Raw genomic sequence first — 22,794 nt, 5'->3', positions numbered from 1 at the left:
GGAGGCGATCCATGGCTGCCAGAAACAATCCGAAACGGGAAAAGCAGATCGAAGGCGCGCGCAAGATCGCCAAGGCGACCGGCGAGGCCCATCTCGATCCGGAAATCCTTTTCGGTCGGGCCAGCAACGACGATCTCGAACTCTATACGGCTGAGATGCTCGCGCTCTCCGCCGTGCATTCCGCCAAGGAACTCGCCGCCTGGAACGGCAAGGCACCGCGCGTCAGTATCGACACCATTGCCGACGTCACGCCTGACGGCATCGCCGTCTCGGTGCTTTCGGTCACTGATCGGAACATGCCCTTCCTCTATGAATCGGTCATGGGGGAGGTGACGAGCACCCACCGCGACCTGTTCATGGCCGTGCATCCCATTCTGGTGATCGAAAAAGGCAAGCCGCCCGCGCTTTATTCGGCCGACCACCCGAGCGATCCGGCCGCCCGCGTCAGCCACATCCAGCTTCATATCGCCCCGCTCAATTCCGCCCAGGCCGCCGATCTCGTCAAGCGCATCGAAGCCGTGCTGGAACAGGTCCGCCTGTCGGTCTCCGACTGGAAGCCGATGCTCTCCAAGCTCGATGGGGTGATCGCCGAGCTTTCGGCCAACGGCGCCGGCCGCAGGAAGGCCGAACATGCCGAGGCGATCGCCTTCCTGAGCTGGCTGCGCGACGAGAATTTCACCTTCCTCGGCATGCGCGAATATGTCTATTCCGGCAAGGGTGCCGACGCCAAGGTCGAGCGCGACAAGGGCGCCGGCCTCGGCATCCTCTCCAATCCCGATGTTCTCGTGCTGCGCACCGGCAAGGACGCGGTGACGACAACGCCGGAAATTCTTGCCTTCCTCGACGGCCCCGACTTCCTGATCGTCACCAAGGCGAACGTGAAATCGATCGTCCATCGTCGCGCCTATATGGATTATGTCGGCGTCAAGCGTTTCGACGCTGAGGGCAACGTCACCGGCGAGCTGCGCATCGTCGGCCTTTTCACCTCGACGGCCTATACCTCGCTCGCCGCCGAAATCCCGCTGCTGCGTTCCAAGATCGACAAGGTGAAGGAGCATTTCGGCTTTGACCCGATGAGCCATTCCGGCCGCATGCTCGACAACACGCTGGAATCCTACCCGCGCGACGATCTATTCCAGATCGATACGACGCTGCTTGCGAGTTTTGCCGAACAGATCAACGATCTGGCCGACCGGCCGCGCGTGCGCGCCCTGCCGCGCATCGACCATTTCGACCGCTTCGTCTCGGTGATCGTCTACGTGCCGCGTGAGGAATATGATTCGATCGTGCGCGAGCGCATCGGCACCTATTTGAAGACCGTCTATGACGGCCGCGTCTCCGCCTATTACCCGGCTTTCCCGGAAGGCGGCGTGGCGCGCGTGCATTTCATCATCGGCCGCTCCGGCGGCAAGACCCCCCGCATTCCGCAGGCAAAGCTCGAGCAGGTGATCCGCGAAATCACCGCCCGCTGGGACGATCGTTTCGAGGCTCTGGCCGGCGCCAAGGCGCCGAAGATATCGGTCGACCAGGCCTTCCAGGATTCCTTCACTCCAGAGGAAACCGTGGCCGACCTCGCCGATATCGGCGCCTGCGCCGCCGGCGAGCCGCTTCGCATCCAGTTCTATCACCGCCAGGAAGAACAGGGCCGTACCCTGTCGCTGAAGATCTTCCACGCCGGCGGCCAGCTGGCGCTGTCGCGCCGCGTACCGCTTCTCGAGAATCTCGGTTTCAATGTCGTCAGCGAACGCACTTTCGACATCGGGGTTCCGGCCGCTGACGGAGAAATGAAACTCGTCGTGCTACACGACATGGAGCTCGAGACCCGCAACGGTGAAGAAATCGATCTGCAGCGCTACGGCGCCGCCCTTGAGGAAGCCTTCGTCGCCGCCTTCGCCGGTACGATCGACAATGACAGCTTCAACCGGCTGATCCTTTCGGCCGGACTTTCGGCGCGCGAGACGAATGTGCTGCGCGCCTATGCCCGTTATCTCCGTCAGGCCGGCATCGCCTATTCGCAGGATTATATCGCAACGACGCTCGACAAATATCCTGTCGTCGCCGCCGCTATCTTCCGGCTGTTCCATGACACGCTCGACACCAGGCTTTCCGAGAAGGCCCGCGTGAAGAAGCTTGCCGAACTGCACCAGGCGATCGAGACCGAGCTGGCCGATGTGCCGAGCCTTGACGACGACCGTATCCTGCGCCGCTACGTCAACATCGTCGATGCGACGCTGCGCACCAATTATTTCCAGAAGAACCCGGACGGCTCGCCGAAGCCGATGCTGGCCTTCAAGCTCGATCCGCACCTGGTGGACGGGCTGCCGGCGCCGAAACCCTTCCGCGAAATGTTCGTTTACGGCGTCGAAGTCGAAGGCGTGCATCTGCGCTTCGGCAAGGTGGCGCGCGGCGGCCTGCGCTGGTCGGATCGCGCCGAGGATTACCGCACCGAGGTGCTCGGCCTGGTCAAGGCCCAGCAGGTGAAGAACGCGGTCATCGTGCCGGTCGGCGCCAAGGGCGGCTTCTATCCGAAGAAGCTTCCCGTCGGCGGCAGCCGCGACGAGATCTTCAATGCCGGCCGCGAGGCTTACAAGACCTATATCCGCACGCTGCTGTCGATCACCGACAATATATCGGGCGCCGATATCGTGCCGCCGAAGGATACGGTCAGGCTCGACGGCGACGACCCCTATTTCGTCGTCGCCGCCGACAAGGGCACGGCAACCTTTTCCGACACCGCCAATGCGCTGGCGCAGGAAGCCGGCTTCTGGCTGGACGACGCCTTCGCCTCCGGCGGCTCGGCCGGTTACGACCACAAGAAGATGGGCATCACCGCCCGCGGCGCCTGGGAAACGGTGAAACGCCATTTCCGCGAAATGGACATCGACATCCAGACGACGCCCTTCACCGTTGCCGGCGTCGGCGACATGTCGGGTGACGTCTTCGGCAACGGCATGCTGCTCTCTCCGAAGATCCGGCTTATCGCCGCCTTCGATCACCGCGACATCGTCATCGATCCCGATCCCGACATGGAAAGGACGCTGGCCGAACGTCAGCGGCTCTTCGACCTGCCGCGTTCGAGCTGGCAGGATTTCGACAAGAGGGTGCTCTCGAAAGGGGCGATGATCATTTCCCGTGCGGCGAAATCGGTGACGCTGACGCCGGAGGCGGTTGCCGCGATCGGCATCGACAAGGTGGTGGCGACACCCTTCGAGATCATGACGGCGATCCTGAAGAGCCCGATCGACCTGCTCTGGTTCGGCGGCATCGGCACCTATGTGAAGGCTCCCTCCGAAACCGACACCGAGGTCGGCGACCGCGCCAACGATCCGATCCGCGTCACCGCGACGGATGTGCGCGCCAAGGTGATCGGCGAGGGTGCAAACCTCGGCGTCACCCAGAAGGGCCGCATCGCCTATGGCCTCAAGGGCGGACGCTGCAACTCCGACGCCATCGACAACTCGGCCGGCGTCAACACCTCGGACGTCGAGGTCAACATCAAGATCGCACTGGCGGCCGCCATGCATGACGGACGCCTGACGCGCGCAAAACGCGACCAGCTTCTTTCGTCGATGACCGGCGAAGTGGCGACCCTCGTGCTGCGCAACAACTATCTGCAGTCGCTGGCGATCTCGCTGACGGAGCGCAAGGGCACGGCCAACGGCCTGGAGCTTGCGCGCTTCATGACGGTTCTCGAAGGCGCCAAGCAGCTGAATCGCAAGGTCGAGACGCTGCCGGACGACCAGACCCTAGCCGAACGTTATGCCGCCGGCAAGCCGCTGACCCGGCCGGAAATCGGCGTGCTGGTATCCTATGCCAAGATCGTGCTCTTCGATGCGCTGGCCGCCAGCGATCTGCCGGATGATCCCTATTTCACAGCGACGCTTTCGAATTATTTCCCCGTCAAGATGCAGAAGTCGAATGCCGGCGATATCGCCGGCCACCGGCTGAAGCGTGAAATCATCGCGACGGTGCTTGCCAACGAGGCGATCAACCGCGGCGGGCCGAGCTTCACCGTCGCCATGATGGACGCAACGGCGGCTTCGGCACCGGAAGTGGTGCGTGCGGCGATCGTTGCCCGCGACGGCTTCGACCTGACCCGGCTCTGGGCCGAAACGGATGCTCTCGACGGCATGATCTCAGGTGAGATGCAGAACCGCATCTACGAGGAAATCAGCCACAGTTTTATCGTGCTGACGCGCCTGTTGCTGAAAACGGGCATGACCAAGGCCGATATGGCGGAAGTGATTAGCCGGCTGCAGGCGGCTCTTAAGAAGCTGAAAACCGCCTTCGCCGGGCAGGTGGCCAGCGAGGTCGCCGTGCGCCAGGCGGAGTACAGCCAGGCGGGCCTGCCCGAAAAACTCGCGGCCGAGATCGCCGGCCTCCCGATCTTCGCATTGGTGCCGGAGATCATGCAGATCGCCGAGCGCACCGGCGAACCCCTGGTGCGCGCCGCCGAGAACTACATCGCCGTGTCGCAGACGTTCCGTATTGCCCGGCTGCTGGCGGCCGGTGGGCGGATCCTCACCTCCGACCATTACGAGAACCTGGCGCTTGCCCGCAGTATCGACCAGATCGCCAGCGCAAGGCGCGACATCGTCATCTCGGCGCTGTCCGATCACGGCAAGGAAAAGCTTCCCGTTCAGGCCTGGCATGCCCAGGATCGCATCCGCATCAACCGTATCCTCGAGGAGCTTTCGAGCCTCAGCGACGGCGGCGATCCCAATCTTGCGCGTATTACCGTTGCTGCAGGTATCCTGACCGATCTTGCGCGCGACCGGGCGAGGTGAGACAGTCCGCGGAAAAAGGAGCGGATGTTGAATCGCATTGACTGGACAGGAACGCAGCCGCCGAAAGCCACGGAGAAGGGCATCTGGGGGTGGATGTTCTTCGATTGGGCAGCGCAGCCCTTCTTTACCGTGGTCACAACCTTCATCTTCGGGCCTTATTTCGTTGCCCGCCTGACCGATGACCCGGTATCCGCGCAGACGACGTGGAGCAATATGGCGACGATCTCCTCGGTGATCATCGCCCTGCTGTCACCCGTTCTCGGCTCGATTGCCGACCAGTCCGGCGCCCGCAAACCCTGGATCGGCTTCTTCGCGATCATCAAGATCGCCAGCCTCTTCGGCCTGTGGTTCGCCGCACCCGGTTCGCCTGTTGTTTATCCCGTTATTTTCATGATCCTCGCCTCGATCTCGGCCGAGTTTTCGATCGTCTTCAACGATTCGATGATGCCGCGCCTAGTCGCCAAGCACGAGGTCGGCAAGCTCTCCAACACCGCCTGGGGGCTCGGTTATCTCGGCGGCATGATCGTGCTCATTGCCGTCGTGACGCTTTTGGCGGCGAGCCCCGACAGCGGCAAGACCATCCTCGGCCTCGATCCGCTTTTCGGTCTCGATCCGAAGACCGGCCAGGATGCCCGCATCACCGGGCCGATCTCGGCCGTCTGGTATCTGATCTTCATCCTGCCGATGTTCTTCTTCACGCCGGATGTCGGCAGGGGTCTTCCCTTCACCACCGCCGTCCGCTCCGGCCTGCGGGAACTCAAAAACACGCTTGCCGAACTGAAGGAACGCCGCGGCATCCTGAGATTTCTCATCGCCCGGATGATCTATCAGGATGGCGTCAACGGCCTGCTGATCCTTGGCGGTGTCTTCGCGGCCGGCATGTTCGGCTGGGCGACGATCGAGATGGGCATCTACGGCATCATCCTCAACGTCGTCGCAATCTTCGGCTGCCTGATCGCCGGCCGCATCGACAAGGGGGTCGGCTCGAAGGTGACCGTCGTCATCAGCCTGACAATGCTGCTTCTCGCCACCATCGGCATCATCTCGACCGGGCCGGGTTACACCCTGTTCGGACTGATGCCGCTGCCGACGGCGGATTCCGGCGGCCTCTTCGGCACCGCGGCGGAGAAGGCCTATATCCTCTATGGTCTGCTGATCGGGTTCGCCTTCGGACCGGTGCAGGCCTCGTCGCGCTCCTATCTCGCCCGCAGCGTCAATCCGGAGGAAGCCGGCCGCTATTTCGGCATCTATGCGCTTTCGGGGCGCGCCACGAGTTTCATGGCGACGCTGCTCTTCTCGCTGATGACCTATATCAGCGGATCGCCGCGGCTTGGAATGGCAACGCTGATCCTGTTCCTCGCCGGCGGACTGGTGCTCTTGATCCGCACGCCCTATCCGGCCGATCGGGCATAACAACCGGCCCGTCGGGGCCGGTTGCCCAAACCTCTCAGTGCCAAACCTCTCAGTGACGGAAATGACGCATGCCGGTGAAGACCATCGCGATGCCGTGTTCGTTGGCGGCATCGATGACTTCCTGGTCGCGCATCGAGCCGCCCGGCTGGATGACCGCCGTCGCGCCTGCGGCGATCATCGACAGGAGACCGTCGGCAAAAGGCAGGAAGGCTTCGGAGGCGACTGCCGAACCATGCGTCATCGGCACGACAAGGCCGAGCGCCTTGGCCGCCTCTTCGGCCTTCAGCGCGGCAATACGGGCGGAATCGACCCGGCTCATCTGGCCGGCGCCGATACCGGCCGTCTGGCCGTCCTTGGCATAGACCACGGCATTCGATTTCACATGTTTGCCGACCTTGAAGGCGAACTTCATATCATCAAGCTCCTGCGCCGTCGGCGCGCGCTTGGTGACGACCTTGAGCTCCAGATCCTCGACCATGCCGTTGTCACGGCTCTGGACAAGCAGACCGCCGGAAACGGTCTTGGCCGTCAGGCCAGCAGCGCGCGGATCGGGCAGGCCGCCGGCAGACAGCAGCCGCAAATTCGGCTTTCGGGCGACGATCGCCTTTGCCTCTTCGGTCACATCGGGCGCGATGATCACTTCGGTGAAGAGCTTGACGATTTCCTCGGCCGTTTCGGCATCCAGAGTCCGGTTGAGTGCGATGATGCCGCCGAAGGCGGAAACGGAATCGCAGGCAAGCGCGCGGCGATAGGCCTCGACCAGACTCGCTCCGGTGGCGACGCCGCAGGGATTGGCATGCTTGATGATGGCGCAGGCCGGCGCCGTCTCGGGCAGGAACTCGGCCACCAGCTCGTAGGCGGCATCGGTATCGTTGATGTTGTTGTAGGAGAGCTGCTTGCCCTGGAGAAGGGCAGCCGTCGAAACACCCGGACGCTTCTCGCCGGTGAGGTAGAAGGCCGCCTTCTGGTGCGGGTTTTCGCCGTAACGCATCTCTTCCTTCAGGGCGCCGCCGATCACGCGGTGGCGCGGCGTGTCGATCGACAGCGCTTCTGCGAACCAGTTGGAAATCATCGCGTCATAAGCGGCGGTGCGGGCATAGGCCTTGGCGGCCATGCGCTGGCGGAAGGCATAGGCAGTCTTGCCGCCATCCGCGGAAAGCTGCTCCGTGAACTCGGCGTAATCGTTGGGATCGGTCAGGATCGTCACATAGGCATGGTTCTTGGCCGATGCACGGATCATCGCCGGGCCGCCGATATCGATATTCTCGACGGTCGTCGGATAATCGCCGCCGGCCGCGCGCACTTGTTCGAAGGGGTAGAGGTTGATGACGGCCAGATCGATGCCCTCGATGCCGTGCTTTTTCATCGCCTCCTGATGTTCGCCGTCGTCGCGGATCGCCAGCAGGCCGCCATGCACCGTCGGATGCAGCGTCTTGACCCGCCCGTCCATGATCTCGGGAAAGCCGGTGATCTCGGAAACATCGATGACGGCAAGGCCGGCAGCGGCGATCGCCTGGTAAGTGCCGCCGGTCGACAGCAGCCGGACGCCTCTGGCAGACAAGGCCTGGGCGAGTTCGACGATCCCGGTCTTGTCGAAGACGGAGAGGAGGGCGGTCTTGATTTCGACCTTGTCGGGGGCGGGGATCTTCTTGGAAATGACGGCCATGAAACCTTCTCCGTTCGGGCTTCGGGAGACATCCGCGAGGGACGTTCGCATGCTGGCGTCGCGTTAGCACAGCTTTGCCGCCGCGCAAACAGGCGTCAGCAAAGGATCTAACCTTTGCGGGATAGGAACCAGCGGATTTCCGTCTTCTCGGCAAGATCGAAGTCGATCTCGATCTGGTCCGAGCCGCAAATGCCGGAACTGTCGGCGAAGAAGATATCCTCGGTGATCAGCACTTCATTGCCGGGCGCTGAGAACAGCCAGCTTTCGCCATCCGGCGCCGTCAGCAGCACGGATTCACCATCGCTCTGATGCAGGACGATCGCGGGATGGATATGAAACCGGGCGACAGCCTTCAGAGGCTCGTCATGCTCATAGCCTTCGCGGACGACGAGCCGGTCGCGGCCGGTCACGATCGAGCCTGCGGCATTGAGTGTCAGCTCACGCTCGTGTTGCACCCCGAACGCCCTGATATAACCGTCATGGCTGAGCTTGATGCCGTCGCGCCCGTCCTCCGTTTCGGCCCGTTCGACCGTGACTGTCTTGACCGGTTCGCTGATCGCGTGGTTGAGGAACGGCGAGGGCGAAAAACGGCTGGACGAGGTGTCGTTGAGGATGACGGTCGAATGCGCCGCCGTCGTGCGCGCCATCTGGACATAACGGTTCCCGGCAAATTTCGGCGAGCCGGAATTGACGATGAAGCGGTGGCGGCCGGACGACATCTCGAAGGAGAGGCTGCCGGCATGCACGGTCCGCAGTGCACCGCCCGAAGGCGGCGTGCCGGCATCGGCAATGATCACCGTTTTTCCTCCGGAAAGCCGCTGATAGCGCGAATGCGGCAAAGCCTTGAACGGCTGACCGGCGGTCTCGTCATATCGCAGCACGGAGATCAGCTCGTTTGCCAGCGTCGAGGTCGCCCCGTTGAACAGCGCCAGATCCCCGTCCTGATGGCGAAAGAACCGCAATGCCGGATATATGCGGTCGATGCCGGAGATCAGTTTCTGCGGCAGGTCATGGCCGAGATTGACATAGGTTTGCCTGAGCGGCAGCAGATCGAGCAGCAATTCCAGGCCGACGCGCGGATTGCGCGAGATATGGCCGCCATCCGGCAGAATCTGGCTATCGAATTCGCGGTCGAGCGCCTGCGCCGCCCTTCTGAGGGTGGAGGCGCGCGTCGGCATGGCGACGGAGGCCATGGCGAGCGCGATGCGCAGTCGAAACAGCTCCAGGCCGCCGAGGGTATAGGGCGCCATGCGATGTAGGAACCGCACCTGGAACGCCAGCGACTTCATGAAGCGGCGATAGAAGCCGCGGTCGGCATTCTGCAGCACGACAGGCGAATGCGACAGCCAGGCGATGACGCGCTGGGCGGTGATGTCGATCTCCCAGGCAATCCCCTCCATGCGGCCGGCATGGATGGAAAGCCAGCTGTCGACGATCGCACGGGCGGCGGCCGAACTGCGCTCCGTCTTGTTCGCCCGCATATGCCGCAGCCAGCCGAAGCTGTGAAGGCGGGTGGCGAAGGGGCGCGAGGGCAGGGTGAAGGTGAAGGGTGACTTTCCACCCGTTTCCAGCATGCGCCCGGCCAACAGAAACCGTCCGTTGAGAATCTCGTCGGCCACATGCGTATCGATGCTGCGCAGATCGGTCGGCGCGACGATCAGACGTTCGGGCACCTTGATCGAATGGCGAGAAAGCTTCAGGCGCAGCAACGCGACGCGGCGCAAGGCGCGCCGCCAAGCCTCCCGAACATACATGCTCGCAAAACGCCGACCGGACTGCATATTCTATTGTCTATTGACCCTCGTGGTTAAGAATAGGTGAAAAGTGGCCGATTTCATCGCCCGCAATGAATTAATTCGTGACAAGGTTCGAATATACGCAAATTCATGCGCTTCACTGGAGATCATGGCGCGATTTTAGAAGGACGACATGTGTGACACGGCGCCTCTTGCTCACAGATTCGCCGCGAGGGCTGAAGTCAGCAATCAGGCCACACGCCGCAGCACGGCGGCATAGAAGCCGTCGAGGCCGGAGGCGATGCCATCGGTCATTTTCAGCATGGTGGGAAGGGTGCGGAATTCGCCGAGCGGCGTGATCGCCGCTTCGAGGCCGGGCCAGCCGCCGGCGCCGATCGGAACGCGCTCGACGCTATGAGTATCGGCAAGGACACGGGCGACGACCTCTTCGCCTTCGGCGGGATCGAGCGAGCAATTCGAAAAAACCAGCGTTCCGTCAGGCTTCAGCAATGTCAGCGAATGACGCAGCAGCCGTTCCTGCAGCGCCGCCAGCCGGGCAATATCCTCAGCTCCCTTGGTCCACAGCACGTCGGGGTGCCGGCGTGTCGTTCCGGTGGAAGAGCAGGGGGCATCGAGCAGGATCGCATCGAAACGCTCCGCCGGCGCGAATGTCGTCAGGTCTGCCGCAATCGTCTCTGCCTTGAGGCCGAGCCGATCGAGATTGGAACGCAGCCGTCTTAGCCGGCTTTCCGACTGGTCGAGTGCAGTGACTGCGCCACCGGCAAGGATGAGCTGCGCCGTCTTGCCGCCGGGGGCAGCGCACAGATCGGCGGTGCGTTTGCCCGATAGATCGCCGAAAAGCTTGGCCGGGATGCTGGCTGCCGCATCCTGCACCCACCACGCGCCCTCGTCGAAGCCTTCGAGCGAGGGGATGCCGCCGTCGAAGGCGGCAAGCCGCACGCCGCCCGTCGGCAGGGCAACGCCGTTCAGCCGTTTCGCCCAGCCTTCGGGGTCGGACTTGACGGTCAGATCGATCGCCGCCGGCTCGAGCTGGGATTCGGAAATCGCCAGCGCCGCGTCCCGGCCATAGGCCTTTTCCAGCCTGGCGATGAACCAGGCCGGCATCGGCGCGACCTTGCCGATCTCGTCGAGCACCTGCTGCTTCTCGCGGCCGAGCCGGCGAAGAATGGCATTGACCAGCTTGGCGAAACGGCGATTGCGTGGATCCTGATTGGCCTGCTCGACAGCAAGATCGACGGCCGAATGATCCGGCACGTCGAGATAGAGGATCTGCGCCGCGCCGATTGCGAGCACGTGATGCAGCGCCCGCGCCCCTTCCGGCAGCGGCGATTCCAGCAGGGCTGATATCGCGGCATCGATACGCGGCAGATGGCGCAGCGTCGTGTTCAGGATGGCGCGGACCAGCGCCCGGTCGCTTTCGCCGAGCGCCCGGTAGGCCGGATTGCCGTGTTCATGGTCGAGGGCGCCGTCGAGCGGCAGTTTGCGATCGACGACGGCAGCAAGAATTTTTGCCGCCGCGGCGCGGGCCTGCATGCCGGGTTTTGCCGGAGCGGATCGCTCGGTCGAGGGCTTATGCTTGCGGAATGGTTTCTTCGTGCCGTCTGAATTCAAGACCATGGACCTTTTGGCGGTTGTGAACCACCGCGACCAAGGCCCGTATCCGGAACAGAGCGCGATTTGCGCGACGGATTAGCAGCCCGAACCGGCGGCGTCGAGACGTTCATGCCGCCCTGCGCCATGTCGTGCAGCGCGGCGATGCGGTTTTCCGTGTTCGGATGCGTGGAAAACAGGTTGTCCATGCGCTCGCCGGAGAGCGGATTGATGATGAACATATGGGCCGTTGCCGGATTGCGCTCGGCATCCTCGTTCGGAACATGAGCGGCACCGCGGGCGATCTTGCCGAGCGCCGAAGCCAGCCACAGCGGATTGCCGCAGATTTCGGCGCCGCGGCGGTCGGCCGAATATTCGCGTGTGCGGCTGATCGCCATCTGCACCAGCATGGCGGCCAGCGGCGCCACGATCATCGCGACGAGAACGCCGACGAAGCCGAGCGGATTGTTGTTGTTTTCACGGTTGCCGCCGAAGAAGAAAGCGAAGTTGCCGAGCATCGAGATCGCGCCGGCAAGGGTTGCCGTGATCGTCATCGTCAGTGTGTCGCGGTTCTGGATGTGGGCAAGCTCATGCGCCATCACGCCCGCGACTTCCTCGGGAGACAGTGCACTGAGCAGGCCGGTCGAGGCGGCGACGGCAGCATTGTCGGGATTGCGGCCGGTGGCAAAGGCATTCGGCTGCGGGCTGTCGTAGAGATAGACCTTCGGCATCGGCAGGCCGGCATTGCGGGCGAGATCGCGGATGATCGCAAAGAATTCCGGCGCGTTGCGCTCGTCGACTTCCTGGGCGCGATAGGCCGAAAGCACCATGCGGTCGGAATTCCAGTAGGAGAAGAAATTCATCCCGGCGGCAATGACGAAGGCGATCATCATCCCGGCCCGGCCGCCGATCAGAAAGCCGACAAACATGAAAAGCGCCGTCATGAAGGCAAGCAACATGGCCGTGCGAACGAGGTTCATTGTGAATCTCCATTTCCGATTTCGCCGTCACGAGCTTTCAATCGCGGCATCGGCGCATTATGATTTGGTTATTCACCAGCCATTTTCAATATTTCCGGCAGGAGAAGCCCATGCAGGAAGCCGATAACGACAATAGCGAAACGCTGACGGCCGAGGGATCGGAGCCGCCGCGCAAGGTCCTGTCTCCGGCTGCGAAGCGCGCCCTTGCCGAAGCCGAGGAGCGGCGCAAGAACCAGAAGCCGCTGGAGCTGCCGCCGGAGACCGGCGGCCGCGGCGGAGCCGAGCCGGCGCGTTTCGGCGATTACGAGATCAATGGCCGGGCGATCGATTTCTAAGCGGATCGGAAAGACGAGCCGTCAGCCTTCGTCCGAGCTGACGAGGCCGCCAGCCACACACAATGTGTGAAAGTGAGCCGCTCCGGCAACAAAACCGGAGCGGCTTCTGTATCAGGCGGTTGTCTTGTTTTGCCGGTTGGCGATCAGATCGTCGACGACGGCCGGATCGGCAAGCGTCGAGGTGTCGCCGAGCGCACCGAAATCGTCCTCGGCGATCTTGCGCAGGATGCGGCGCATGATCTTGCCGGAGCGGGTCTTCGGCAGGCCGGGCGCGAATTGGATCTTGTCGGGTGCGGCGATCGGGCCGATTTCGGCGCGGACATGTTTCACCAGTTCCTGACGAAGCGTGTCCGAGCCGTCATGACCGGCCATCAGCGTCACATAGCAATAGATGCCCTGGCCCTTGATCGCATGCGGATAACCGACGACGGCGGCTTCCGAAACCAGATTGTGCGAGACGAGCGCCGATTCCACCTCCGCCGTGCCGAGCCGGTGGCCGGAGACGTTGAGCACGTCGTCGACACGGCCGGTGATCCAGTAATAGCCGTCCGCATCGCGCCGGCAGCCGTCACCGGTGAAATACTTGCCCTTGTAGGTCGAGAAATAGGTCTGGATGAAGCGCTCGTGATCGCCGTAGACCGTGCGCATCTGGCCCGGCCAGCTGTCGGTGATGCAGAGATTGCCGTCGGCCGGACCTTCCAGCACCTTGCCCTCATTATCGACCAGCTGCGGTTTGACGCCGAAGAACGGCACCGTCGCCGAGCCGGGTTTCAGATCGGTGGCGCCGGGCAGCGGCGTGATCATGTGGCCGCCGGTTTCCGTCTGCCACCAAGTATCGATGACGGGGCAGCGCTTGTCGCCGACGACATTGTAATACCATTCCCAGGCTTCCGGGTTGATTGGCTCGCCGACGGTGCCGAGCAGGCGCAGCGAGGAGCGCGAGGAGCGGGTGACGAAGTCGTCGCCGGCACCCATCAGCGAGCGGATCGCCGTCGGCGCCGTATAGAAAATATTGACCTTGTGCTTGTCGATGACTTCCCAGAAACGGCCCTGGTCGGGGAAATTCGGCACGCCCTCGAACATCAGCGTCGTCGCGCAATTGGCGAGCGGCCCGTAGACGATATAGGAGTGGCCGGTAACCCAGCCGACATCGGCGGTGCACCAGTAGATATCGCCGTCATGATAGTCGAAGACATATTCATGCGTCATCGCCGCGTAGACGAGATAACCGCCCGTCGTGTGCAGCACGCCCTTCGGCTTGCCGGTCGAGCCTGACGTATAAAGAATGAAGAGCGGATCTTCCGCCTTCATCTTCACCGGCGGGCATTCCGCCTTCACGGTGGTGATTTCCTGGTGATGCCAGAGATCGCGGCCCGGCGCCCAGCCGGTCTTGCCGCCGGTGCGACGAACGACCAAAACCTTCTCGACGATCACGTGCTGGCGTGCCGCGATGTGAATTGCAGTATCGGTATTGTCCTTCAGCGGCACCGGCTTGCCGCCGCGCACGCCTTCGTCGCAGGTGATGACGAAGGTGGATTCACAGTCGACGATGCGCCCCGCCAGGGCCTCCGGCGAGAAGCCGCCGAAGACGATCGAATGCACCGCGCCGATGCGGGCGCAGGCAAGCATCGCGTAAGCCGCTTCCGGGATCATCGGCATGTAGATGGTGACACGGTCGCCCTTCTTGACGCCGTGTTTCTTCAACACATTCGCCATCCGGCAGACGTGCTCGTAGAGCTCGTTATAGGTGACCTTCTTGTCGATATAGGGGTTGTCGCCTTCCCAGATGATCGCCACCTGGTCGCCGTTGGTTTTCAGATGGCGGTCGATGCAATTGTAGGAGACGTTGGTCTGGCCGTCCTCGAACCATTTGATCGAGACCTTGCCGGTAAAGGAGGTGTTCTTGACCTTGGTATAGGGCTTGAACCAGTCGATCCGCTTACCGTGTTTACCCCAGAACTTGTCCGGGTTCTCAACGCTCTCCTCGTACCATTTCAGGTACTTATCCTTATCGATCAGGGCGCGCGTCTTCACCGGCTTCGTGACCGGATAGATCTTCTCCGACATGGAACTCCTCCTCGTGGGACATGCAACGGGCCACCGGCAAAGCGAGCCCAGATTTCAAATCAGGGCAATTCATAGCAGTTCGCATCGTGGCGGCAATTAGACAAAGGTCATTTCATTTCGGAAGAATTGCAATTCTGCGACAGTGCGGTTATATAGCGGCATATTTCCCGGACATTGTGGTGACAATCCACGGACCGCGACCGGCGCGGACGATAGAAGGACTATATCCATGGCTCAAACACTGCTCATGCCGAAGGCGACAGCCATCTGGCTCGTCGACAACACGGCACTGTCTTTCGATCAGATCGCGCAGTTCTGCAAACTGCATCCGCTCGAAGTCAAGGCGATCGCCGACGGCGAAGCGGCGCAGGGCATCAAGGGCCTCGACCCGATCTCGACAGGCCAGCTTTCCCGCGACGAGATTGCCCGCGCCGAAGCCAATCCGAACCACAAGCTGAAGCTTTCCGAACCGAAGGTGCGCGTACCGGAATCCAAGCGCCGCGGCCCGCGTTATACGCCGGTTTCCAAGCGTCAGGACCGCCCGAACGCCATTCTCTGGCTCGTTCGCAACCATCCTGAGCTGAAGGACGCGCAGATTTCCCGCCTCGTCGGCACCACGAAATCGACCATCGAGCAGATCCGCGAGCGCACCCACTGGAACTCCGCCAACCTGGCGCCGATGGATCCGGTCACGCTCGGCCTCTGCAGCCAGATCGATCTCGATATGGAAGTGGAAAAGGCTGCCAAGGGCCGTCCGCTGCCGACCGCTGCCGAGCTCGGCGCGACGCTGCAATCGGCCCAGGAAACCGAGCGCCTGACCCCGAGCTACGAGCGCGAGGAAGAAAAGGAAAAGGAAATCGACGCCGACGCCGTCTTCCGCAAGCTGAGCTCGCTGCGCTCGGCCCCGAAGGACGACGACGACGACGATCAGTACTGAGATATCGACTATCGCATGAAAAACCCCGCCGGTATGAGCTGACCGGCGGGGTTTTTGTTGCGGATTGCTTGTTCGAATTAGCTGCGGAACAGGGTCAGAATGTTCTGCGCCGAACTATTGGCGATCGAGAGCGACTGGACGGCAAGCTGCTGCTGCGTCTGCAACGCCGAGAGCTTGCTTGATTCCTCTTCCATATCGGCATCGACCAGGCGGCCGACGCCGGAGTCGATCGAATCATGAAGACCGCTGACGAAATTTTCCTGCAGCTGGATGCGGGTCGAGATCGAGCCGAGGGCCGAGCCGGCGGCGGTCATGGCACCGAGAACCAGTTCGACACCCGTCAAGGCGCCATCGAGCTGGCCCTGGGTGAAACCGGTAATGTCGAGATCATAGATCGACGCCATGACGATGACGGTGCCGCCATAGGTTCCGTTGAAGGCCGTGCCGATGATGCCGCTTGATGTCTCGATCGCACCGGTGCTCGTCATGCCGAAGAGCACGTTTCCAAGCGTTCCTGAATCGAGCACGTAGTCGGTCATCTTGACCGAGACGGCATTGCTGCCATCGCGGACGAAGGAGGAAACGACGCTCTTCGTACCGGAGGCGCCGGCGACCCAGTTTTCACCGGAGAAGGACGCCGATTGGGCGATGCTGAGCAGTTGCTCCTGCAGCTGGTCGAGCTCCTGCTGGATCTTCGTTTTGTCGACGCCTTTTTCCGTGGCGGCGACGATCTTGGCCTTGATTTCGCTGACGACATCGAGCGCGCTCGACATGGCCGAATAGGCGGTATCGACCTTGGCCGCGCCGAGACCGAGGGCGTCGGAGACGGCCGAAAGCGCCTTGTTGTCCGAACGCATGGTCGTTGCGATCGACCAGTAGGCGGCATTGTCGGCCGCCTTTTCGACACGATAACCCGAGGAAACGCGACCCTGAGTGTCCTTGAGGCTGTCGTTTACGCCGCGCAAAGTCTGCAGCGCTGCCATGGCAGCGTTGTTGGTAAGGATGCTTGTCATGATCCGTTCCACAATCTTGGAGAAAGGGCATTCCGGACTGCAGCGCCGCGCGTCTTTCAGACACGCAAAGGACGCTGTAGCACTTCAACTGCTGCATAATATTGCCCTTAAACCGATTCCGATTTAGGGAGTTATGCAGGAGGCCGGTAACGGCGATCGCGTCATGCAAAGCCTGCTATGCAAGCCATTGCCGTTAACAAATGCTTGCATCGATATGGTTAACAATTCCTCAATTAGCCTTAGCGAAAGTTTAATTTCACATCGGCAGGGAGCCCAGGCCGCGCCGGCGCAGCGCCTCGGCGATTTCCTCCAAAATCGTTGAATCATCGATAGTTGCGGGCATTTTCCAGGGGATGCCGTCGGCGATCTTCTGCATCGTGCCGCGCAGGATTTTGCCGGAGCGTGTCTTCGGCAAGCGGTTAACGACAATGGCCATCTTGAAGGCGGCGACAGGCCCGATCGATTCGCGAATCATCGTCACGACCTCTGATTCGATTGCCGTCGTGTCACGCGACACATTCCGTTTCAGCACCAGGAAACCGCACGGCGCCTGGCCCTTCAGCGCATCGGTCACACCGATGACGGCGCATTCGGCGACGTCGGGATGGCGGGCGCAGACTTCTTCCATCGCCCCGGTCGAGAGCCGATGACCGGCGCAATTGATGATGTCGTCGGTACGCGACATGATGAAGAGATAACCGTCCTCGTCGACATAGCCGGCGTCGGCGGTCTTGTAGTAACCCGGAAACTCGTCGAGATATGCCGATCGAAAACGGTCGTCGGCGTTCCAGAGGGTCGGCAGGCAGCCGGGCGGCAAGGGCAGTTTCACGACGATATTGCCGAGCGTTCCCGCCTCGATTGGATGGCCGGCATCGTCGAGCACCGCGATCTCGTAGCCGGGCATCGGCAGCGCCGGCGAACCGTGCTTGACGGGAAGGGCGCCGAGACCGAGCGGATTGGCGGCGATCGGCCAGCCGGTCTCCGTCTGCCACCAGTGATCGATGACGGGGATGGCGAGCATGCGCTCCGCCCATTTCAGCGTCTCCGGGTCCGCCCTCTCGCCGGCAAGAAACAGCGCCCGCAAATCTGGCATCGGATACCGACGCATCAGTTCCCCGTCGCCATCGTCCCGGCGGATGGCGCGGAATGCCGTCGGCGCCGTGAAGAGCACCCGCACATGATACTCCGAAACGACCCGCCAGAAGGCACCGGCATCCGGTGTGCCCACCGGTTTTCCCTCGAAGATCACGGTGGTTACGCCTGAAATCAGCGGGGCATAGACGATATAGGAATGTCCGACGACCCAGCCGATATCCGAGGCCGTCCAGAAAACCTCGCCCGGCTTCAAGCCGTAAATGTTCCGCATCGACCAGTTAAGGGCGACCAAATGGCCACCATTGTCGCGCACGACGCCCTTCGGCTGGCCTGTGGTGCCGGAGGTATAGAGGATGTAGAGCGGATCGGTCGCCTTGACGGAGACGCAGGCGATCTCGGCGCCGCGATGCTGCGCCACCGCGGCCTCGAAATCCGCATCACGTCCGTCAATGAGATCTGCCCGAAGCTCCGGCCGCTGCAGCACCAGACAGCGCTCCGGCTTCGAACGCGCAAGTGCGATCGCCTGGTCGACCAGAGGCTTGTAGGCGACGATGCGGCCTGGCTCGAGCCCGCAGCTCGCGGTGATCACCAGCTTCGCACCGCAATCGTCGATGCGGGCGGCAAGCTCGCTCGCGGCAAAGCCGCCGAAGACGACGGAGTGGACCGCACCGATGCGGGCGCAGGCAAGCATCGAAAACACCGCCTGCGGGACCATCGGCATATAGAGAATCACGCGATCGCCTTTGCCGATGCCGAGCTTGACCAGCGTCGCGGCGATGGCCTTTACCTCGTCCAGCACCTCGCCATAGCTGAAATGGCGCTTGTCGCCGGTCATCGCGCTGTCGAAAATAGCCGCTGTCTCGCCGCCGCGTCCGGCAGTGACATGCCGGTCCAGACAATTGTGGCAGGTATTGGTTTCCGCCCCTTCGAACCAGCGGCCATAAACACCGGCATCCGGCGAAAACACCCGCTCCGGCAGTTTGAACCAGTCGATATCGGCGGCGGCTTCGCGCCAGAAGGCTTCGGGATCGCGTTTCCAGGCCGCGTAAACCTGATGATAGCCGTTCTGCATCTGCTCCTCCCCAGGATATGCAAACCTCGATGTTAATCTAGGCAGAGGGAGAGGAACAGGAAGCCCGACCAAAGCAGCGCATTAGCGCGCGCCGAAAATAGCCGATCCGACCCGCACGCTGGTGGCGCCAAAGGCGATCGCCGTCTCGTAATCGCCCGACATGCCCATCGAAAGTTTTTCGACCCCACATTTGAGCGCGAGCCTAGCCAACAGGGCGAAATGCGGCCCGGGATTTTCCTCCGCCGGCGGAATGCACATCAAACCTTCGATGGAAAGGCCAAGGTCGTCGCGGCAGAGAGCGACGAAGGCTGGCGTGTCGTCAGGAGCGATGCCGGCCTTCTGCGGCTCGAGCCCGGTATTGACCTGGATGTAGAGCCGCGTCTTTTTGCCTTGCCGCCTCATCTCCTCGGCAAGCGCGCGGGCGATCTTTTCCCGGTCCACCGTCTCGATGACATCGAAAAGCGCCACCGCATCCGCCGCCTTGTTCGATTGCAGCGGTCCGATCAGATGCAACTCGATATCCGGCTGCTCGGCTTTCAGCGCCGGCCACTTGCCCTGGCTCTCCTGCACCCGGTTCTCGCCGAAGACGCGCTGGCCGGCGTCGATGGCCGGACGGATCGCCTCCACCTCGAAGGTTTTCGACACCGTGACGAGCCGAACGGAACCGGCCGCACGACCCGCCTGGCGTTCCCCGGCGGCAATCCGCGACCGCACGTCGTTCAAGCGCTCTTGAAGTTCCATTATTCTGCCTCGACATTTCAGCATGGGAGTGATGGCAATGAACTAGCCAGCCATTCTGTGCTTGCCAAGACCCGCTGCCGCGAAATCGCCCGGCCAGGATGAAGATCGGGCGCTTGCAGCGCCTGCAAAACTTGACGCTACGGTGGTTTCATGGTGAAGGTCTCGACCAACCTCCCCTGATTTTCCGGAATATCGAATACAATGGCCACCGAACGTTATAATCCGCGCGATGCCGAGCCCCGCTGGCAGCAGAAATGGAATGAAGACAAGGTCTTCGAGACCGACAATGCCGATCCGCGCGAAAAATATTACGTCCTCGAAATGTTCCCCTATCCGTCGGGGCGCATCCATATGGGCCATGTCCGCAATTACGCCATGGGCGATGTCGTCGCCCGCTACAAGCGCGCCCGCGGCTACAACGTGCTGCATCCGATGGGCTGGGACGCCTTCGGCATGCCGGCGGAGAACGCCGCCATGGAGCGCGGCGTGCATCCCGCCTCCTGGACCTATCAGAACATCGGCTCGATGAAGGCGCAGCTGAAGGCCATGGGGCTTTCGCTGGACTGGAGCCGCGAATTCGCCACCTGCGACGTCGAATATTACCAGCACCAGCAGCATCTCTTCGTCGATTTCCTCGAGAAGGGGCTGGTCTACCGCAAGCAGTCGAAGGTGAACTGGGACCCGGTCGACAATACCGTGCTCGCCAACGAACAGGTGATCGACGGCCGCGGCTGGCGTTCCGGCGCGCTGGTCGAACAGCGTGAACTGACGCAATGGTTCTTCAAGATCACCGATTTCAGCCAGGACCTGCTCGACGCTCTGGATACGCTCGACCAGTGGCCGGAAAAAGTGCGGCTGATGCAGAAGAACTGGATCGGCCGCTCGGAAGGCCTGACGATCCGCTGGGAGATCGTGCCGGAAACGGCGCCTGCCGGCGAGAGCGAAATCGCCGTCTATACGACCCGGCCGGATACGCTGTTCGGCGCTTCCTTCCTGGCGATTTCAGCCGATCATCCGCTGGCGAAGGATGCCGCGGCAAAAGATCCTGCGATCGAAGCCTTCTGCGAGGAGTGCCGCCGGGCCGGCACCTCGCTCGCCGCGCTCGAGACCGCCGAAAAGAAGGGCATGGACACCGGCATCCGCGTCAGGCATCCGCTTGATCCCTCCTGGGAGCTGCCTGTCTATATCGCCAATTTCGTGCTGATGGATTACGGCACCGGCGCGATCTTCGGCTGCCCTTCGGGCGACCAGCGCGACCTTGATTTTGCTCGGAAATATGGCCTGCCTGTCGTGGCCGTCGTCATGCCTGGAGATGGCGATGCCGCAAGCTTTGCCATCGGCGATACCGCCTATGACGGTGATGGCGTGATGATCAATTCGCGCTTCCTCGACGGCAAGACGACGGAGGAAGCCTTCAATATCGTTGCCGACCGGCTGTCGGCCGCGTCGCTCGGCAATGCGCCGCAGGGCGAACGCAAGGTCAATTTCCGTCTGCGCGACTGGGGCATTTCCCGGCAGCGTTATTGGGGCTGCCCGATCCCGGTCATCCACTGCGATGATTGCGGCGTCGTGCCGGTGCCGAAGCAGGACCTGCCGGTCAAGCTGCCCGACGACGTCACCTTCGACCAGCCCGGCAATCCGCTCGACCGTCATCCGACCTGGCGGCACGTCTCCTGCCCGACCTGCGGCAAGGATGCGCGCCGCGAGACCGATACGATGGACACCTTCGTCGATTCGAGCTGGTACTTCACCCGCTTCACCGCTCCCTGGGAAGGAAAGCCGACCGATCCCGAGGCGGCAAACCGCTGGCTGCCGGTCGACCAGTATATCGGCGGCATCGAGCACGCGATCCTGCACCTGCTCTATTCCCGCTTCTTCACCCGCGCCATGCGCGAGACCGGCCATGTCGCCGCCACCGAACCCTTCAAGGGTCTGTTCACCCAGGGCATGGTGGTCCATGAAACCTACAGCCGCGGCACCGGCGCCAGCCGCGAGTGGGTGGCGCCAGCCGATATCCGCATCGACGAGCTCGACGGCAAACGTCGGGCCTTCCTGCTGACGAGCAATGAAGAAGTGGCGATCGGTTCGATCGAGAAGATGTCGAAGTCGAAGAAGAATGTCGTCGACCCCGATGATATCATCGCCTCCTACGGCGCCGATACCGCCCGTTTCTTCGTTCTGTCCGACTCCCCGCCGGAGCGCGATGTCATCTGGTCCGAGGCCGGCGTCGAAGGCGCCCATCGTTTCACCCAGCGTCTGTGGCGGTTGATTTCCGAAGCCGCAGAGGCGCTCTCCGCCGTCGCACCGAGGCCGGCAACCGAGGGGGAAGCGCTGTCGATCTCCCAGGCTGCCCACAAGACCCTGAAGGCCGTCGAGAACGATTATGACAAGCTCTGGTTCAACAAGGCCGTCGCCCGTATCTATGAACTGGTCAATGCGCTGGCCGCGCCGATGACCAGGGTTGCGGCGGGCGAGGGGGATGTCGCCTATCGCGCGGCCGTGCGCGATGCCGCCGAGATCCTGATCCAGCTGGTCGCGCCGATGACGCCGCATCTGGCTGAGGAATGCTGGACGGCACTCGGTAATGAAGGGCTGCTTGCCCGGACCGGCTGGCCGCGATACGACGAAACGCTCGTCACCGAAAATGATGTCGTCCTGCCCGTACAGATCAACGGCAAGAAGCGCGCTGAATTGACAATTTCTCGCGATGCAGATCAGAATGCCGTCACCGACGCCGTGCTGAATCTGGATGCGGTGAAGAACGCGCTGAACGGACAGTCACCGAAGAAGATCATCGTGGTTCCCCAAAGGATTGTGAACATTGTCGTCTGATATCACCTCCCGCAAGGCCGGCGTCGCCATGATCCTTGCCGCCGCGGCTTTTCTCTCTGCCTGCCAGGTCCGGCCGCTCTACTCCGAGAAGTCAGGCGTGGTTGAGAAACTGTCCTCGGTCGGCTTTTCCGAGGCAAGCAGCCGGGTCGAGCAGCAGGTGCGAAATCGCCTGATCTTCCTGGCGTCGCGTGGCGCCGGCGAAGCGGTAAACCCGCAATATCAGGTCGAAATGCATGCCGCAGTGGCGGTTGCCGATACGCTGCTCGCCGAATCCTCCGACACGTCGAAAGCCGGTCGTGTGACCGTCACCGTCACCTACACGCTGCGTGCGACGACCGACAATCATGTGATCAAGGCGGGCAGCCGCGCGACCACGGCGCTGGTGGATTTCTCGGACCAGGAATTCGCCAAGCAGCGGGCAATCCGCGATGCCCAGAACCGCGCAGCGGATCAGGTGGCGGAATTTGTGGGAGCCGATATCGCCGCTGCGCTCAGCCGCTGAGGGCTGC

At 62.3% G+C, this 22,794-nt stretch carries 14 protein-coding genes; 6 read left to right on the top strand and 8 right to left on the bottom strand.

Features of this window, described 5'->3' with window-relative positions; all coding sequences use genetic code 11:
* Nucleotides 1–11: 11 nt before the first annotated feature.
* Nucleotides 12–4,787 carry an NAD-glutamate dehydrogenase gene (locus CO667_RS07505; RefSeq protein ID WP_097617794.1) on the top strand — a complete coding sequence of 1,592 codons (4,776 nt, stop codon included), beginning with the start codon at nt 12–14 and terminating at the stop codon, nt 4,785–4,787.
* A 24-nt stretch (nt 4,788–4,811) separates the two neighbouring features.
* Entirely contained in the window at nt 4,812–6,200 is a 1,389-nt protein-coding gene (locus CO667_RS07500; protein WP_097617793.1) for an MFS transporter, read from the top strand.
* Nucleotides 6,201–6,249: 49 nt separating this feature from the next.
* On the opposite strand, the gene purH is transcribed toward CO667_RS07500, so the two are convergent.
* The 4 genes from purH to htpX form a co-directional block, all read right to left on the bottom strand.
* The gene (gene purH, locus CO667_RS07495) at nt 6,250–7,866 is read right to left on the bottom strand and encodes a bifunctional phosphoribosylaminoimidazolecarboxamide formyltransferase/IMP cyclohydrolase (protein ID WP_097617792.1); all 1,617 of its coding nucleotides are present in this window, start codon (nt 7,864–7,866) and stop codon (nt 6,250–6,252) included.
* Between the two features lie 107 nt (nt 7,867–7,973).
* Nucleotides 7,974–9,647, bottom strand: coding sequence for a heparinase II/III family protein (locus CO667_RS07490; RefSeq protein ID WP_097617791.1), 1,674 nt, complete (start codon nt 9,645–9,647; stop codon nt 7,974–7,976).
* A gap of 204 nt (nt 9,648–9,851) precedes the next feature.
* Nucleotides 9,852–11,240, bottom strand: coding sequence for an RsmB/NOP family class I SAM-dependent RNA methyltransferase (locus tag CO667_RS07485; RefSeq protein WP_097617790.1), 1,389 nt, complete (start codon nt 11,238–11,240; stop codon nt 9,852–9,854).
* The gene (gene htpX, locus CO667_RS07480) at nt 11,231–12,193 is read right to left on the bottom strand and encodes a zinc metalloprotease HtpX (protein ID WP_097617789.1); all 963 of its coding nucleotides are present in this window, start codon (nt 12,191–12,193) and stop codon (nt 11,231–11,233) included. Before htpX ends, CO667_RS07485 begins: the two co-directional genes overlap by 10 nt.
* A 110-nt stretch (nt 12,194–12,303) precedes the next feature.
* Here htpX and CO667_RS07475 point away from each other — a divergent pair, with 110 nt between their 5' ends.
* Nucleotides 12,304–12,528, top strand: a complete 225-nt coding sequence (locus CO667_RS07475) for a DUF1674 domain-containing protein (RefSeq protein WP_097617788.1) — start codon at nt 12,304–12,306, stop codon at nt 12,526–12,528.
* A gap of 111 nt (nt 12,529–12,639) precedes the next feature.
* On the opposite strand, the gene acs is transcribed toward CO667_RS07475, so the two are convergent.
* Nucleotides 12,640–14,595: an acetate--CoA ligase gene (gene acs / locus CO667_RS07470; RefSeq protein WP_097617787.1), complete on the bottom strand. Its 1,956-nt coding sequence runs from the start codon at nt 14,593–14,595 to the stop codon at nt 12,640–12,642.
* A 229-nt stretch (nt 14,596–14,824) separates the two neighbouring features.
* Between acs and CO667_RS07465 the strand changes: the two genes are divergently transcribed.
* Nucleotides 14,825–15,532 carry a DUF1013 domain-containing protein gene (locus CO667_RS07465; RefSeq protein WP_097617786.1) on the top strand — a complete coding sequence of 236 codons (708 nt, stop codon included), beginning with the start codon at nt 14,825–14,827 and terminating at the stop codon, nt 15,530–15,532.
* Nucleotides 15,533–15,609: 77 nt separating this feature from the next.
* Here the strand turns inward: CO667_RS07465 and CO667_RS07460 are convergent, their stop codons facing one another.
* The 3 genes from CO667_RS07460 to CO667_RS07450 form a co-directional block, all read right to left on the bottom strand.
* A complete protein-coding gene (locus tag CO667_RS07460; protein ID WP_097617785.1) occupies nt 15,610–16,545 on the bottom strand; it encodes a flagellin in 936 nt (311 codons plus the stop codon).
* Between the two features lie 256 nt (nt 16,546–16,801).
* Nucleotides 16,802–18,712, bottom strand: a complete 1,911-nt coding sequence (locus CO667_RS07455; protein WP_097617784.1) for a propionyl-CoA synthetase — start codon at nt 18,710–18,712, stop codon at nt 16,802–16,804.
* An 81-nt stretch (nt 18,713–18,793) separates the two neighbouring features.
* A complete protein-coding gene (locus CO667_RS07450) occupies nt 18,794–19,453 on the bottom strand; it encodes a YggS family pyridoxal phosphate-dependent enzyme (RefSeq protein WP_097617783.1) in 660 nt (219 codons plus the stop codon).
* Between the two features lie 201 nt (nt 19,454–19,654).
* Between CO667_RS07450 and leuS the strand changes: the two genes are divergently transcribed.
* Together leuS and lptE are read left to right on the top strand one after the other, a co-directional pair.
* Nucleotides 19,655–22,285 (top strand): leucine--tRNA ligase, encoded by a 2,631-nt coding sequence (gene leuS, locus CO667_RS07445; RefSeq protein WP_097617782.1) that lies wholly within the window; start codon nt 19,655–19,657, stop codon nt 22,283–22,285.
* A complete protein-coding gene (gene lptE, locus CO667_RS07440; protein WP_179874088.1) occupies nt 22,275–22,787 on the top strand; it encodes an LPS assembly lipoprotein LptE in 513 nt (170 codons plus the stop codon). The genes leuS and lptE overlap by 11 nt, the downstream gene beginning before the upstream one ends.
* Nucleotides 22,788–22,794 lie beyond the last annotated feature (7 nt).

Source organism: Rhizobium sp. L43 (assembly GCF_002531725.1).
In the GTDB taxonomy this organism is placed as follows: Bacteria; Pseudomonadota; Alphaproteobacteria; order Rhizobiales; family Rhizobiaceae; genus Rhizobium.
This window is presented reverse-complemented; position numbering and strand designations above follow the sequence as displayed.